Origin of the sequence: Marinobacterium sedimentorum, assembly GCF_024267675.1 — a bacterium.
Classification (GTDB): Bacteria; Pseudomonadota; Gammaproteobacteria; order Pseudomonadales; family Balneatricaceae; genus Marinobacterium_A; species Marinobacterium_A sedimentorum.
In genome coordinates, this window is record NZ_JALDYX010000058.1 from 1 (window position 1) to 13,817 (window position 13,817).

A 13,817-nucleotide genomic window follows, 5' to 3' on the forward strand; every position below is an offset into this window, starting at 1 on the left:
ACGTGCGACCGCCTGGTTCGTAGCCAGGTACTCTATCCAGCTGAGCTACGGGCGCCTACCTGAAAAATGGCGGTGAGAGAGGGATTCGAACCCTCGATACCCAAGAGATATACACCCTTAGCAGGGGTGCGCCTTCAGCCACTCGGCCATCTCACCGCGACAACGGGGCGTACTATACGAGATTGATTTTCAAAAGAAAAGGGGTTTTTAAACTTTTATTCCTGATCTTCGTGATCGTCGGATTTTTCGCGCTGAATACGCTGATAAATCTCTTCACGATGAACAGAAATATCCTTAGGTGCATTGACTCCGATGCGTACCTGGTTACCTTTAACGCCGAGCACGGTAACGGTGACATCATCGCCTATCATCAGTGTTTCGCCCACGCGGCGGGTAAGAATCAACATCGATTGGATCTCCTTAAGCTTTCCTAGAATACTGCAGGCCGGTGGGAGCATCAGCCAGCTTTCTGGCGCAACCGCCCGTTATTCCCTTATTCCCGTCGAGCCACAGCTTTACAGGCGGTGCCCAACCCGATTACCGCAGCCGCAGATAGTACAGTAAGTCCCTGTAAACTGATGCAATAACCGGGTTCAGCATAGACCGAATTAACTATAGCCTAGTTCAACAAAGCCACTATTCGCTAACCGTATCAGCCTTGTCCAGCTCGAAGGCAGAATGCAGTCCGCGCACGGCCAGCTCCAGATATTTTTCTGCGATCACCACAGATACCTTGATTTCAGAGGTCGATATCATCTGAATGTTGATGTTGTCCTGCGCCAGGGCATCGAACATCTTGGTCGCCACACCCGCGTGCGAACGCATGCCCACGCCGACGATGGATACCTTGGCAATCTTGTTGTTGCCGGCCACATCACGGGCACCAAGCTCCGCACAGACCTGACGCAAGATAGCCTCGGCCTTGGCGAAGTCATTGCGGTGTACCGTGAAGGTGAAGTCAGTCGTCTTGTCGGCGGCCACGTTCTGCACGATCATGTCCACTTCAATATTGGCGCGACTGATAGGCCCCAGAATACGTGACGCCACGCCCGGAATATCAGGCACGCCGATCACGGTCAGTTTGGCTTCGTCGCGGTTGAAAGCGATACCGGAGATAACTGGTTTTTCCACTGTATCCTCATCCTCTATGGTAATCAGCGTGCCCGGGCCATCCACAAAACTGGACAGCACACGCAACGGCACTTTGTACTTGCCGGCGAATTCGACCGATCGAATCTGCAGTATCTTTGAGCCCAGGCTGGCCATTTCCAGCATTTCTTCAAAGGTAATCTTGTCCAGACGGGTCGCACCCTCAACCACCCGGGGATCGGTGGTGTAGACGCCATCCACATCAGTATAGATCTGGCATTCATCGGCCTTGAGCGCCGCGGCCAGAGCCACACCGGTGGTATCCGAACCGCCACGCCCCAGGGTGGTAATGTTGCCGTCGGTATCCATACCCTGGAAGCCGGCGACAACCACAACCCGACCGGCAGACAAATCTGCCCGCATGCCGTCGACTTCAATATCCTGAATACGGGCCTTGGTATGGGCGCTGTCCGTCAGGATGCGTACCTGACCACCGGTATAGGAACGTGCGCTGACACCGCGCTTTTCCAGCGCCATGCACAGCAGTGCAATGGTCACCTGCTCACCGGTGGACACCAGAACGTCCATTTCCCGCGGGCAGGGCTCGTCCTGGATGGCCTTGGCCAGCCCGATCAGGCGATTGGTCTCGCCACTCATCGCGGACAATACAACTACCAGGTCGTGTCCCTCGTCGCGAAAGCGCTTTACCTTGTCCGCCACCGCTTCGATTCGTTCTACAGTACCCACGGACGTCCCGCCGTATTTCTGTACGAATAGAGCCATCTTCTGTCTGATCCTTTCACCGCCAGCACGGCGGCCCCTAATGTCTAGTAATTACAAGGCAGCGCACGAGAAGCATCAGCGGGTGATGCTGCTCGCGGCCGGCCTGCTACCTTTAAAGCGTGGATTCCAGCAATGCCGCTACCGAGGCCAGAGCCGCCGGCAGTGCTGCCACATCGTTACCCCCACCCTGGGCCATATCCGGGCGACCACCGCCCTTGCCGCCGACCCTGGCGGACAGATCACGAATCAGGTCACCGGCCTTGACGCGCCCGGTCAGATCCTTGGTGACACCGGCCACCAGGCTGACCTTGTCATCCTGAGTCACGGCCAGTACCACAACACCGCTACCCAGTTTGTTTTTCAGCTGATCCAGGGTGTCGCGCAACGCCTTGGGCTCAATGCCGCTAAGCTGCTCTACCAGCACCTTAACGCCCTTGATCTCGATCGCCTTGCCGAGCAGCTCGCCGCCCTGCAGGCTGGCCAGTTTGCCCTTGAGCTGCTCCAGTTCCTTTTCCAGCGTACGGTTGCGATCCACCAGACCGCGAACCTTGTCGCTCAGGTTGTCGCGCCCGCCCTTGGTCAGGCTGGCGATGGTGCTGCAGGTCGCATCCAGCGACTCGACCCAGGCCAGAGCGCCGGCGCCGGTCACGGCTTCGATACGGCGCACGCCCGAGGCGATACCGCTTTCGGCCACGATTTTCAGCAGACCGATATCACCGGTACGCTGCACATGGGTGCCGCCGCACAGCTCGGTGGAGAAGCCTTCAGTGCCCATGCTCAGCACCCGTACCTTCTCGTCGTACTTCTCGCCGAACAGCGCCATGGCGCCCAGAGCCTTGGCCGCATCTATATCCATGATTTCAGTACTGACACCACTGTTGGCACGAATCTGGTCGTTGACCATGTCTTCCACGGTCTTGAGCTGCTCAGGCGTCATGGCCTCAAAGTGGGCAAAGTCAAAGCGCAGGCGCTCGGCATTGACCAGCGAGCCCTTCTGCAGCACGTGCTCGCCCAGTACGCGACGCAGGGCTTCGTGCAGCAAATGGGTACCTGAATGGTTCAGCGCCGTCGCCTGACGGTTGGCCGCATCCACTTCAGTGGTAACCGTATCGCCGAGCGCCAGCACGCCTTCGCTGACCTGCCCCTGGTGCAGGTGATTCTTGCCTTCCTTGCTGCAGTCGATCACATCGAACAGGCCACGATCCCAGCGCAGCGCGCCGCGATCACCCGCCTGACCGCCGGACTCGGCGTAGAAGGAGGTATTTTGCAGCACCACGACGCCGGATTCGCCCGCCGACAGCTGTTGCACGGCTTCGCCTGCGCGAAACAGCGCCACAACTTTAGAGCTGTCCTGCAGGGCGCTGTAGCCACTGAAGGCGGTCTCGCCATCCAGATCCAGCTTGTCGTTGTAATCCACAGAGAAGGAACCGGTGGCACGGGCGCGTTCGCGCTGCTCTGCCATGGCGGCTTCAAAACCCTGCATGTCGACGCTCAGGCCCGACTCACGGGCAACGTCGGCGGTCAGATCCACCGGGAATCCGAAGGTGTCGTACAGGCGGAACAGGGTTTCGCCCGGAATCACGCTGCCGTCGAGATCATCGATCGCCTGCTGCAGCAGACGCATGCCGTTATCCAGGGTGCGGGCAAACTGCTGTTCTTCCTTGAGCAGCACACGCTCGACCTGATCCTGCTGCGCCACCAGCTCCGGATAGGCTGCGCCCATCTCGGCCACCAGCGCCGCCACCAGGGTGTGGAAGAAGGGTTCGGTTGCGCCCAGCTTGTTACCGTGGCGGATAGCGCGACGAATGATACGACGCAGCACATAGCCACGGCCTTCATTGGAGGGCAGCACGCCATCGGTAATCAGGAAGGAACAGGAGCGAATATGATCGGCAATCACGCGCAGTGACTTGTGCATCAAATCATCGCTGCCCACCGCCTTGGCGGCGGCCTTGAGCAGGTTCTGGAACAGGTCGATTTCGTAGTTGCTGTGCACGCCCTGCAGTACCGCGGCGATACGCTCCAGGCCCATGCCGGTGTCCACCGACGGGCGTGGCAGCGGCACCATGGCGCCATCGGCAGAACGGTTGTACTGCATGAAGACCACGTTCCAGATCTCGATATAGCGGTCGCCGTCTTCATCCGGGCTACCCGGCGGGCCACCGGCTACATCGGCGCCGTGATCGAAGAAAATCTCGGTGCAGGGACCGCAGGGGCCGGTATCGCCCATGGCCCAGAAGTTATCTTCATCCAGCTTGGAGAAACGCTCGGGATCAATACCGATCTCGTCTTTCCAGATGCGCTCGGCTTCATCATCGCTGTGGTGCACAGTCACCCACAGACGTTCCTTGGGCAGGCCGAAGACTTCGGTCAGCAGCGTCCAGGCAAAACCTATGGCCTCGCGCTTGAAATAGTCGCCGAAACTGAAGTTGCCCAGCATTTCGAAGAAGGTGTGATGCCGCGCGGTATACCCCACGTTCTCGAGGTCATTGTGCTTGCCTCCGGCACGCACGCAGCGCTGCGACGTCGTGGCACGGCTGTAGCTGCGCTTGTCGCTGCCAAGGAATACATCCTTGAACTGCACCATGCCCGCGTTGGTGAACAGCAGGGTCGGGTCATTGGCGGGAATCAGCGAACTGGTGGAGACAATTTCATGCCCCTGCTGATTGAAGTAATCCAGGAAGGCCTGGCGAATTTCGGCACTCGTCATGTATTTCATTAGCACGAACCGCTACAGATGGTTGGTTGCTCAACGGGAATCAACGTGGCGCTGTATTTTCGGTTCAAAACCCGATCAAAATACCACGCAAAAATGGCGAAGCAGTATATAACGTGAGTGAAAATTGTACGAACTTTTTCCGAAAAGCCCCGTGCTCCGCGCTCCCTGGCCCCGCGCTATTCGTCATCGGCCGGCTGCAGCGCATGGCGCGCCTGATCCAGATTGTATCCACGCCCCAGCAGATAGCGCATGCACTTGGCGTAGTGCTTGCGATCCTCCTGCGTTACAGCGCCAAAACGTCGCCGGGCCAGATCACGCGCCTGCTCGAACCAGTCGATCCCCTCCTCTTCCAGGCTTTGCTGCCAGAGCTCGGCGCCTATGCCCTTGCGCCCCATGTCGCCGCGGATACGCATGGGGCCGAACCCCTGCGCCGCCTTGCTGCGCAGATAGACCGCGGCAAAACGCGCATCGCTCAGGTAGCCATCCGCCTCCAGCGCATCCAGTGCCTCGGTCAGCAACCCGGGCTCTGCTCGAGCGCCGATTTTCTGCTCCAGCTCTGTGCGGCTGTGTTCGCGCCGCGCCAGCAGCCGCACCGCGGCTCCCTTTACCTCGCCCAGAGTCTCGAGCATCTTTGTGTTCGCCTTGTCAGCGCGCAAAATTCACCTCTGCGTTTCGCGTCCCCATTCCACCCCGCCACCCGACGCATCACCCCGCCGCCTAGGCCGGGCCAACGCCCTCGTTCAGGGCTCCATGGTAGAACCTCAATTCCATCAGTACCAGCGGGCACCCCCTGGCCAGGCATCTGCTGCTACTATTATTGCTTCTGCGCCCTAACTGACGTGCCGGAGATCGCAATGAGCCTCACCGCCTCCACCATGATGCCTCTGGGCACGCCTGCACCGGATTTCAACCTGTTGGATGTGCGCAGCGGCCAGCAGGCCACGCTGCAGGATTGCGCCGGCGCACAGGGAGTCCTGATCGCCTTTATCTGCAACCACTGCCCCTATGTACACCATATCGAAGATGAACTGATTGAGCTGGCCTGGGACTACCAGGCCCGAGGCATTGCAGTGGTGGCCATCTCGGCCAACGATGTGGAAAGCTCGCACGAGGACGGGCCCTTGCGGATGCAGGATCGCGCGTCGGCCAAGGGTTATCCGTTTCCCTACCTCTATGACGAAACTCAGGAGGTCGCCAGAGCCTATGACGCCGCCTGCACACCGGACCTGTTTCTGTTCGACGGCCAGCTGAAATGCGTCTATCGGGGCCAGTTCGATGCATCACGCCTCGACAACGGTATTGAAGTCACTGGCAACGACCTGCGCCGCGCCTGCGATGCGCTACTCACAGGTGATCCGATAGACCCGAATCAGACACCAAGCGTCGGCTGCAACATAAAGTGGAAAACCGGCACCTGATCAGCACCGGTTCAACGCCTTCCCGCTCAGCCGTTAAAATCAGCCCGTCCGAGTACAGGAATCAGGCAGCCGCCACTATGGTCGATACCAGATAGCCGGTGTAGATCAGATAGGCCGCCAGCAGCACCCCGCCTTCATAGCGATTGATACGCCCCTGCTTCTTGCCAAAGCGGTACCCCATCAGGAAGAGCGCCAGCGTCAGCCCCATGGTCAGACCCCAGTCGCGGTACAGCACCACAGACTCCACTTCCAGCGGATGAATCGCCGCAGCGATACCGACCACAGCCAGGGTGTTGAACAGGTTGGAGCCAATCACGTTGCCCAGCGCAAGATCATGCTCGCCCTTGCGCATGGCGGCAATGGACGAGGCCAGTTCTGGCAGCGAAGTGCCGATGGCCACGACGGTCAGACCGATGATCAGATCACTTACGCCCAGCGACTGCGCAATAGAGACCGCGCCCCACACCAGCACCCTGGAGCTGACAATCAGCAGCACCAAGCCGATCAGCAACCAGATAATGGCACTTTTCAGCGGCATGGCCTTAACATCCATTTCCGCATCCATGTCTGTGCCCAGGGCATCGCCACGCTGGCGCATGCCCTGAAAAATCGACCAACCCATGATGACAACGAAGGCCAGCAGCAGAATCAGCGCATCCATGCGGTTGAGCTGACCGTTGATCAGCAGCAGGCCGCTGAGCAGAGTGACTACCGCCAGTATTGGCAGCTCCTTGCGCAGAATCTGCGACTGCACCGCGATCGGGCTGAACACCGCCACCAGACCCAGAATCAGGGCGATGTTGGTAATGTTGGAACCGTAGGCGTTACCCAGCGCAAGGCCAGGGTTCCCCTCCATCGCGGCCAGCGCAGACACCACCATTTCCGGTGCCGAGGTACCAAAACCTATGACCACCATACCGATCAGCAGCGGCGGCATACCGGCGTGGCCCGCGGTTGCGGCGGCGCCATCGACGAAACGATCGGCACTCCAGACCAGCAGCACCAGGCCCAGAATGACCGCAAGAATCGGCAGCATCATAGTCCGGCCTCCAGACTACGAGGCACAACAAAGGCGATAACGGGCGCACAGATCTGGCGCACAGCGGGTGTCAGGAGCTGATAGTAATGATTCATGGCATGACTGTCGGGGGCCGGCGCTGGACACAGAGACACACCAAAAGAGCCGGCCCCGGTGCTTTTGATCTATCTCAGGTCTCATCAGCCCGAATTCGGACATGATCGCCACAGGTCATGAGGACCCGGAGATTGTTGACGACCATCCTGGCTGGCAGCGTGTCGGGCTTGGCCGATCGTAGATCAGTGGTGAGTCCGACGGGCTGCCAGGGCCAGGAGACTACTCCCCTAAGTGGGCGGGAGAATAGCAGAGTCGGGGCCATAAATGAATCGACCGCACGCGACCTTCTCAAACGTCAGTTCAAAAACGATAGCCAAAAAAGACAGGCCCGAAAACGACAACAGGGCCCCTGAGGGGCCCTGTTGTCTCTAAAGCAGATGATGAAGAGGCGTTATCAGTATTCCACCACCACGTCGCCCTGGGGCACGCTGCAGCAGGACAGGATATAACCTTCGGCGACGTCCTCGTCGGTAATGCCGCCGTTGTGGGACATCTCCACATCGCCCGATACCTTCATGACCTTGCAGGTTCCGCAGATACCCATGCCGCAGGCCTTGGGAATGTGCAGCCCGAGCTTGGCCGCGGCCGCATGCACGGTTTCCCCCGGCACGATCTGCACACTCTTGCCGGTGTTGGAGAAGTCGACGCGCAACATGTCCGACGCCATGATGGCATCGGCATCCTCCTGCGCCTGCTCGGCAAATTCTTCGACGCCTTCCTGCACTTCGACCGGGGTCGCGCCGAAGGACTCCTCGTGGTAACGCTTCATGTCGAAACCGAGGTTTTCCAGCATGTTCTTCACGGCACGCATATAGGGCGTGGGGCCGCAACAGAAAATTTCGCGCTCCATGAAGTCAGGCGCCATCATGTCCAGCATGGCGTGGTTGAAGAAACCGCGATAGCCACCCCAGCTCTGGCCCGACTCCTGCTTTTCACAGATCAGGTTCAGCCTGAAATTGCCGATGCGAGCCGCCATGTTTTCCAGCTCGCGCTGGTAGATGATATCCCGCGGTGTACGCGCGCTGTGAACAAACACCATGTCGACATCGGCACTGGTATCGAAATACCAGCGCGCCATGGACATAACCGGCGTAATACCGACACCGCCGGACAGCAGCAGTACCTTGTCGCTGGGGAAATCCATGCAGTTGAACTGCCCCACCGGACCATGCACCGCCAGTTCCCCACCTACCGCCATGTTGTCGTGCAGCCAGTTGGAGACCACCCCGCCCGGCACCCGTTTGACGGTAATGGAGAAGCTGTAGGGCATCGACGGTGAGCTGGAAATGGTATAGGAACGGAAAATCTGCTCGCCATTGATCTCCAGTTCCAGGGTCACGAACTGTCCCGGCTTGAAAAAGAACATGACAGGCTGTTCCGCCTGAAAGCAGAAGGTCAGTACATCCGGGGTTTCACGAATCGCATTGACACAGCGCACCAGGTGGCGACCATTGACCCAGGTCTGGGTCGTAACCGGATTCAGCGCATCGGTATTTAACATGCTGGGGTTAAGATCGTTCATGCGGTTTCTCTCGTATTGTCGGCAGACCCGGCTGGGTACTGGTTATGGCGTCATTGTCATCCCGTCCGGGCCCAGCCATTTAGCTGTTTGCGACAAAAATTGTCCTGAACCCACCACCACGGGGGCCCGCACCTGCCGGGACGTCGAAAAGACAGCGAACATGTGTCGTAAACAGGTAAATACCTAAACCGTTCAAGGCGCACTATGCTTCCCATGGATGCCTGTATTCATGGCCCATTTCAGGGACAACGCTGACGGTTGGGGCGGCGTCTTAACACACAAAAACCAGGTTCTCACAGGATGGCCCCGAGCGGCCGTCACCGGTGAATGAGGATGAGCACGAAATGAACCAGAACGACTTGCTTAACATCACCTACGCCAACGTCGATACTGCGCGCGTGGAGATGGAGCGCCTGCTCAAAACCCGCCAGCGAAACTATTCCCTGCCGCGTGAGCTGTACAACGATCCGCACATGTTCCGTATCGATATGGAAGAAATTTTCCAGAAGGAATGGTTGTTCGTCGGCATGACCAGCGAAGTGCCGAAGAAGGGCGACTACATCACCGTCGAGATCGGCCAGAACCCGGTACTGGTGGTACGCGATGCCGACGGCTCCGTCAATGCCTTCCACAACACCTGCCGCCACCGCGGCTCGCGCCTGTGCTCCGAGCACCGCGGCAAGGTCGCCAACTTGGTGTGCCCCTATCACCAGTGGACCTACGACCTCAAAGGCAACCTGCTGTTCGCCGGCAGCGACATGGGCACCACCTTTGACAAGTCCGAACACGGTCTGAAAAAAGCCCACTGCAAGACCGCCGGGGGCTTCATCTTCGTCTGCCTGGGCAAAGACGTGCCGCAAGGTGATTTCGACGATTTCCTGGCGACCCTCGAAGAGTACATGGAGCCGTACGATGTGGAAAACACCAAGCTGGCGGTGGAGTCCAACATGTACGAACAGGCCAACTGGAAGCTGGTGATCGAGAACAACCGCGAGTGTTACCACTGCGCCGGCAACCACCCGGAACTGCTGAACAGCCTGCTTGAGTGGGACGACACTGAAGACCCGCGCGCATCCGAGGAGTTCCTGGCCCAGTACAAACGCCAGGCTGCCGAGTGGGACGCTGAGGGCATTCCGCACGAACACCAGAGCTTTGGCGTGCGCAACCGTATCGTGCGCATGCCGCTGAAGGAAGGCACCGAGGTCATGACCATCGATGGCAGCAGCGGCTGCAACAAGCTGATGGGCCGCATCAAGAACCGCCACCTGGGCTCGATGCGCATCCTGCACCTGCCGAACTCCTGGAACCACATGCAGAGCGACCATTTCGTCGTCTTCCGCGTGCTGCCGATCTCGGCCCAGGAATCCCTGGTGACCACCAAGTGGTTCGTGCACAAGGATGCCGTCGAAGGCGTTGACTATGACGTCGCCAAGCTGCGCCAGGTCTGGGATGCCACCAACGACCAGGACCGCCAGCTGGGTGAAGAGAACCAGCGCGGCATCAACTCCCTGGCCTACCAGCCGGGCCCCTACTCCGAAACCTACGAGTTCGGCGTGATCAACTTCCTGGACTGGTACAGCGACAAGATGCAGGAAAATCTGCAGAAGTAATTCGCTGCGAACAGGAGCAATCCGCTTGCGGTAAAGCTCTGCTATCGCTTAACCAAAGAAGGCCAGCATCTGATGCTGGCCTTTGTTGGTTTTACTGAAAGCTTAAGAGGCTTCAGGGAACAGCGTGACTGCGTCTCCATGTTGCCAGGGCGGATATTTGCACATCACGCCGATAAACAGATCCGACGCCAGCCAGTCGCTCAGCCACTGTTTCAACGCAGTGTAGTCGCTGGCCTCAAACCGGACCGGGTCGACCAGGGCAAACTGGCGAATAAAGGGGAATATGGCCGCATCGGCCAGCGAGTAGCCGGGTGACAGCAAACCCGCGCCCTGCTGCAGCCCCTGTTCCAGCGTTTGCAGGAAGGGCTCGGCCATGCCCCTGTATTCCTCGGCGCTGTGCTGCGGATAGCGATCCGCGTACTTGTAGCGATCCAGCGCCCACTTGAACTCGCCATCGTTGCGACTGATCAGCTCTGCACCAGCCTTTGCATCTGCCCCCGACAACCAGTGCCCGGGGTCCTGCTGCTGCAAGGCCCAGCGCATGATGTCGATACTTTCGGCAATCACCTGCCCCGCCTCGGGATAGCCACTATCGGCCGGCACCTGCAACACCGGTACCGTGCCCTTGGCCGAGATTGCCAGCATCTGCGAAGGCTTGTCCCGCAGCACCACTTCCCTCAGCTCACAGCGAATACCGGCACGGGCCAGCGCCAGCCGGGCACGTATCGCATAGGGGCAACGCCGAAAGGAATACAGGATAGGTAGCGACACAGCAGGCCTCGGTCTGGGTGGTTAATCCGGCTATTGCACGGCAATAGCGCGCAGAGTGCAACCAGGCGCCCGGATTCGAGATCGCGAGGCGATGCCGCCAGCTGATCTGCTGCTTATCGCCGATAAGTTAGAGAAAGTCGCAAACGGCCTTCTGCGCGAGCCCAGACGTGAAAAACCCGGACAGGCGCGAACCTGTCCGGGTTGGGTTGGGTTGGGTTGGGTTGGGTTGGGTTGGGTTGGGTTGGGTTGGGTTGGGTATCAAGATTGAGCGCCTGCGGGGTAACGCGTTAACGCCCCAGCACAGGCACCAGATACTGATCAATGGCACGGGCGACGTCAGGCAGCATTATTTCCCGCTGTTGACGCAGCTCATGTACCAGCGCCTTGGCCTGGGCCAGGCTCGCAGCCCCCTGCGGCTGCGCCAGCCAGTTGAGTAACTGGCGACAGCAATGCTCGGCATCCACATTCTGGTCGACGGGAATCCCCAGCCGCACCAGGCGCTCACGAAAATCATCCTGATCGATCAGATCGGTATACATCATCTCTGCATCCTCCCTATGGCGGGCAATTGAACGGGCATCCTGCCACCCTTGCCAGCGGCCGGCGGCATGCGCCGGCTTTCAGCTTAGTAAACTTCAGTCTTCAAACCTTTATAAAGGCTCAGGCACATCAGCATCAAGACCACCGTGAACGGCAGGCCGGTGGTGATAGCCGCCGCCTGCAGTGCGGTCAGGGCTTCGGAGCCGCCACCCACCAGCAGTACTGCGGCAATGATGCCCACCAGGGAGGCCCAGAACAGCCGCTGGATCATGGGTGCATCGGTTTTGCCGCCGGAGGTAATGCTGTCGATCACCAGGGAACCGGAGTCGGCCGAGGTGATGAAGAACACCAGCACCAGCAGCACGGCAATAGAGGACATCACCATAGTCAGCGGCATATTCTCGAACATCTGGAACATCGCCAGGGAGACATCACCGATGCCATTGGCCAGCTCACCGACACCGGCTTGCGCCTGCTCGATCGCGATGCCACCAAAGGCGCCCATCCAGAGTGCCGTCACCAGGGTCGGCACCAGCAATACGGCGGTCAGGAACTCGCGCACGGTACGGCCACGGGATACGCGGGCGATAAACATGCCCACGAACGGCGACCAGGACACCCACCAGGCCCAGTAGAACACGGTCCAGCCATGGAACCAGGTAGTGTCCTCACGGCCAATCCAGTTACTCAGCGGGATGATGTTTTCGACATAGCTACCCAGGATGTTCCCTACCGAGCGAAACACTTCCAGCGTCGGACCCACGACGATGACCAGCGCAACCAGGCTGGCCGCAATCACCATGTTGATATTACTCAGCAGCTTCACGCCGCCATCCAGCCCCCTGGCAACGGACAACAGCGCCACGGCGGTAACACAGACGATCACCACGATCTGGGTGGTCAGGCTGTTTTCGATGCCAAACAGGTAGTTCAGACCACCGGACGCCTGCTGAGCGCCCAGCCCCAGGGATGTTGCCAGACCGAAGATGGTCGCCAGCACCGCCAGAATGTCGATCACATTACCGATAGGTCCCCAGCACTTCTCTCCCAGCAGCGGGTAGAAGGCGGAGCGGATGGTCATCGGCAGGCCCTTGTTGTAGCAAAAGAAGGCCAGTGCCAGGGCGACAACACCATAGATCGCCCAGGGATGCAGACCCCAGTGATACATGGTTGCACCCAGCGCCAGGTCCGCACCTTCTGCGGTTCTGGGCGCCACGTTCAGCGGCGTGCCGTACCAGTCTGTGTAGTAGGCCACAGGCTCCGCCACACTCCAGAACATCAGACCGATGCCCATACCAGCGGCAAACAGCATGGAGAACCAGGACATGGTCGAAAACTCAGGCTTGGCCTGGGCACCGCCCAAACGAACCTTACCCACTGGCAGCACGATCAGCGCCAGGCAGAAAAGCACAAAAAGGTTACCGCCGATCATGAACAGCCAGTCGAAATTATCGATAGACCAGCCCCGTGCGCCGGTCAGCACCATCTTGGCTTCGGCAGGAAACAGCAAGGTACCTACGATAAACAGCAGAATAAGGCCTGCACTCACGCCAAATACGGGGTTATGGAAATCCATCCCCATAATCTGTACGTTGTCCTGGCCCAGTTTATAGTCAGTATCGTACTCATTTTCTGCGATAGAATTGTCGGTTTTTAAACCCGCGTTCATTCAACACTCCTCACCCGTGTGGGCTCGATTTCATTTTGTCGTTATTGTTATATTTCGCGACATAATCTCTGCGAAACTCATTACCCTCCAAAAGAGACTAAAGCAAACCTCCCGCAGAACTCAGCTGGCACAATGGTGACCCCATAGTACAAACAAGCGCCGACGCCTGCGTTCTGATAGCGACATCAGCATTGCCAATACCCCCCCATGGCGATTTCGGAAACCTGTAAGCGTCATCCTTGCCGTCAGACACAACACCCTTTTCGGTCCATTCAGTGGCATTATTCACCTCTGGGCAAACGGCGTCCCTGCCCGGCTGCCCCTAACCCGGCAAGTTGAGATGCCGCTGCGCTTCAGTTCGGGTATCAGCTTGCGGTCCTGACGGGATCAACAGGCACCTGCTGCAGGCAACGAAGGTCTCGAGCACAGGTCCAGGCAGCGGATTTTGATTCGACACGGCGCCCCGGGATGGCACTATTAACCTGGCGATGAAACAGGTCGTCCCGCCAGGGCAAACGCATGAACGATTTTTATACAGGTGAATGAGCGGCAACTTGCATC

The 13,817-nt window shown here is 58.8% G+C and carries 11 protein-coding genes and 1 tRNA gene; 2 read left to right on the forward strand and 10 right to left on the reverse strand.

Annotated features, from left to right (window positions below; translation table 11 throughout):
* Nucleotides 1–67: 67 nt before the first annotated feature.
* The 5 genes from MRS74_RS22860 to MRS74_RS22880 all read right to left on the reverse strand — a co-directional run bounded on the left by MRS74_RS22860 (nt 68) and on the right by MRS74_RS22880 (nt 5,220).
* Nucleotides 68–156: transfer RNA gene (locus MRS74_RS22860), tRNA-Ser, on the reverse strand.
* A gap of 59 nt (nt 157–215) precedes the next feature.
* Nucleotides 216–407 carry a carbon storage regulator CsrA gene (gene csrA / locus MRS74_RS22865; RefSeq protein ID WP_254582599.1) on the reverse strand — a complete coding sequence of 64 codons (192 nt, stop codon included), beginning with the start codon at nt 405–407 and terminating at the stop codon, nt 216–218.
* A 229-nt stretch (nt 408–636) separates the two neighbouring features.
* Nucleotides 637–1,872 carry an aspartate kinase gene (locus tag MRS74_RS22870; protein ID WP_254582600.1) on the reverse strand — a complete coding sequence of 412 codons (1,236 nt, stop codon included), beginning with the start codon at nt 1,870–1,872 and terminating at the stop codon, nt 637–639.
* A 112-nt stretch (nt 1,873–1,984) separates the two neighbouring features.
* Complete coding sequence (alaS, locus tag MRS74_RS22875; RefSeq protein WP_254582608.1) at nt 1,985–4,582, reverse strand: alanine--tRNA ligase; 2,598 nt, start codon at nt 4,580–4,582, stop codon at nt 1,985–1,987.
* A gap of 185 nt (nt 4,583–4,767) precedes the next feature.
* A complete protein-coding gene (locus tag MRS74_RS22880) occupies nt 4,768–5,220 on the reverse strand; it encodes a regulatory protein RecX (RefSeq protein WP_254582601.1) in 453 nt (150 codons plus the stop codon).
* 225 nt (nt 5,221–5,445) lie between these two features.
* Here MRS74_RS22880 and MRS74_RS22885 point away from each other — a divergent pair, with 225 nt between their 5' ends.
* Nucleotides 5,446–6,009, forward strand: a complete 564-nt coding sequence (locus tag MRS74_RS22885) for a thioredoxin family protein (protein ID WP_254582602.1) — start codon at nt 5,446–5,448, stop codon at nt 6,007–6,009.
* Between the two features lie 61 nt (nt 6,010–6,070).
* On the opposite strand, the gene MRS74_RS22890 is transcribed toward MRS74_RS22885, so the two are convergent.
* A complete protein-coding gene (locus MRS74_RS22890) occupies nt 6,071–7,048 on the reverse strand; it encodes a calcium/sodium antiporter (RefSeq protein ID WP_254582603.1) in 978 nt (325 codons plus the stop codon).
* A 490-nt stretch (nt 7,049–7,538) separates the two neighbouring features.
* Nucleotides 7,539–8,666 (reverse strand): glycine betaine monooxygenase reductase subunit, encoded by a 1,128-nt coding sequence (gbcB, locus tag MRS74_RS22895; RefSeq protein ID WP_254582604.1) that lies wholly within the window; start codon nt 8,664–8,666, stop codon nt 7,539–7,541.
* A 344-nt stretch (nt 8,667–9,010) separates the two neighbouring features.
* Between gbcB and gbca the strand changes: the two genes are divergently transcribed.
* Nucleotides 9,011–10,276 carry a glycine betaine monooxygenase oxygenase subunit gene (gene gbca, locus MRS74_RS22900; protein WP_306422027.1) on the forward strand — a complete coding sequence of 422 codons (1,266 nt, stop codon included), beginning with the start codon at nt 9,011–9,013 and terminating at the stop codon, nt 10,274–10,276.
* A 102-nt stretch (nt 10,277–10,378) separates the two neighbouring features.
* Here gbca and MRS74_RS22905 read toward each other — a convergent pair whose 3' ends face one another.
* The 3 genes from MRS74_RS22905 to MRS74_RS22915 form a co-directional block, all read right to left on the reverse strand.
* Nucleotides 10,379–11,047, reverse strand: coding sequence for a glutathione S-transferase (locus tag MRS74_RS22905; RefSeq protein ID WP_254582605.1), 669 nt, complete (start codon nt 11,045–11,047; stop codon nt 10,379–10,381).
* A gap of 287 nt (nt 11,048–11,334) precedes the next feature.
* Nucleotides 11,335–11,589: a hypothetical protein gene (locus MRS74_RS22910; protein WP_254582606.1), complete on the reverse strand. Its 255-nt coding sequence runs from the start codon at nt 11,587–11,589 to the stop codon at nt 11,335–11,337.
* 83 nt (nt 11,590–11,672) lie between these two features.
* A complete protein-coding gene (locus MRS74_RS22915) occupies nt 11,673–13,256 on the reverse strand; it encodes a BCCT family transporter (protein ID WP_254582607.1) in 1,584 nt (527 codons plus the stop codon).
* Nucleotides 13,257–13,817: the final 561 nt, after the last annotated feature.

Bases quoted from the DNA above. Each gene is read 5' to 3' on its own strand.
- csrA (WP_254582599.1), bottom strand. From the start codon at position 407: ATGTTGATTCTTACCCGCCGCGTGGGCGAAACACTGATGATAGGCGAT.
- MRS74_RS22870 (WP_254582600.1), bottom strand. From the start codon at position 1,872: ATGGCTCTATTCGTACAGAAATACGGCGGGACGTCCGTGGGTACTGTA.
- alaS (WP_254582608.1), bottom strand. From the start codon at position 4,582: ATGACGAGTGCCGAAATTCGCCAGGCCTTCCTGGATTACTTCAATCAG.
- MRS74_RS22880 (WP_254582601.1), bottom strand. From the start codon at position 5,220: ATGCTCGAGACTCTGGGCGAGGTAAAGGGAGCCGCGGTGCGGCTGCTG.
- MRS74_RS22885 (WP_254582602.1), top strand. From the start codon at position 5,446: ATGAGCCTCACCGCCTCCACCATGATGCCTCTGGGCACGCCTGCACCG.
- MRS74_RS22890 (WP_254582603.1), bottom strand. From the start codon at position 7,048: ATGATGCTGCCGATTCTTGCGGTCATTCTGGGCCTGGTGCTGCTGGTC.
- gbcB (WP_254582604.1), bottom strand. From the start codon at position 8,666: ATGAACGATCTTAACCCCAGCATGTTAAATACCGATGCGCTGAATCCG.
- gbca (WP_306422027.1), top strand. From the start codon at position 9,011: ATGAACCAGAACGACTTGCTTAACATCACCTACGCCAACGTCGATACT.
- MRS74_RS22910 (WP_254582606.1), bottom strand. From the start codon at position 11,589: ATGATGTATACCGATCTGATCGATCAGGATGATTTTCGTGAGCGCCTG.
- MRS74_RS22915 (WP_254582607.1), bottom strand. From the start codon at position 13,256: ATGAACGCGGGTTTAAAAACCGACAATTCTATCGCAGAAAATGAGTAC.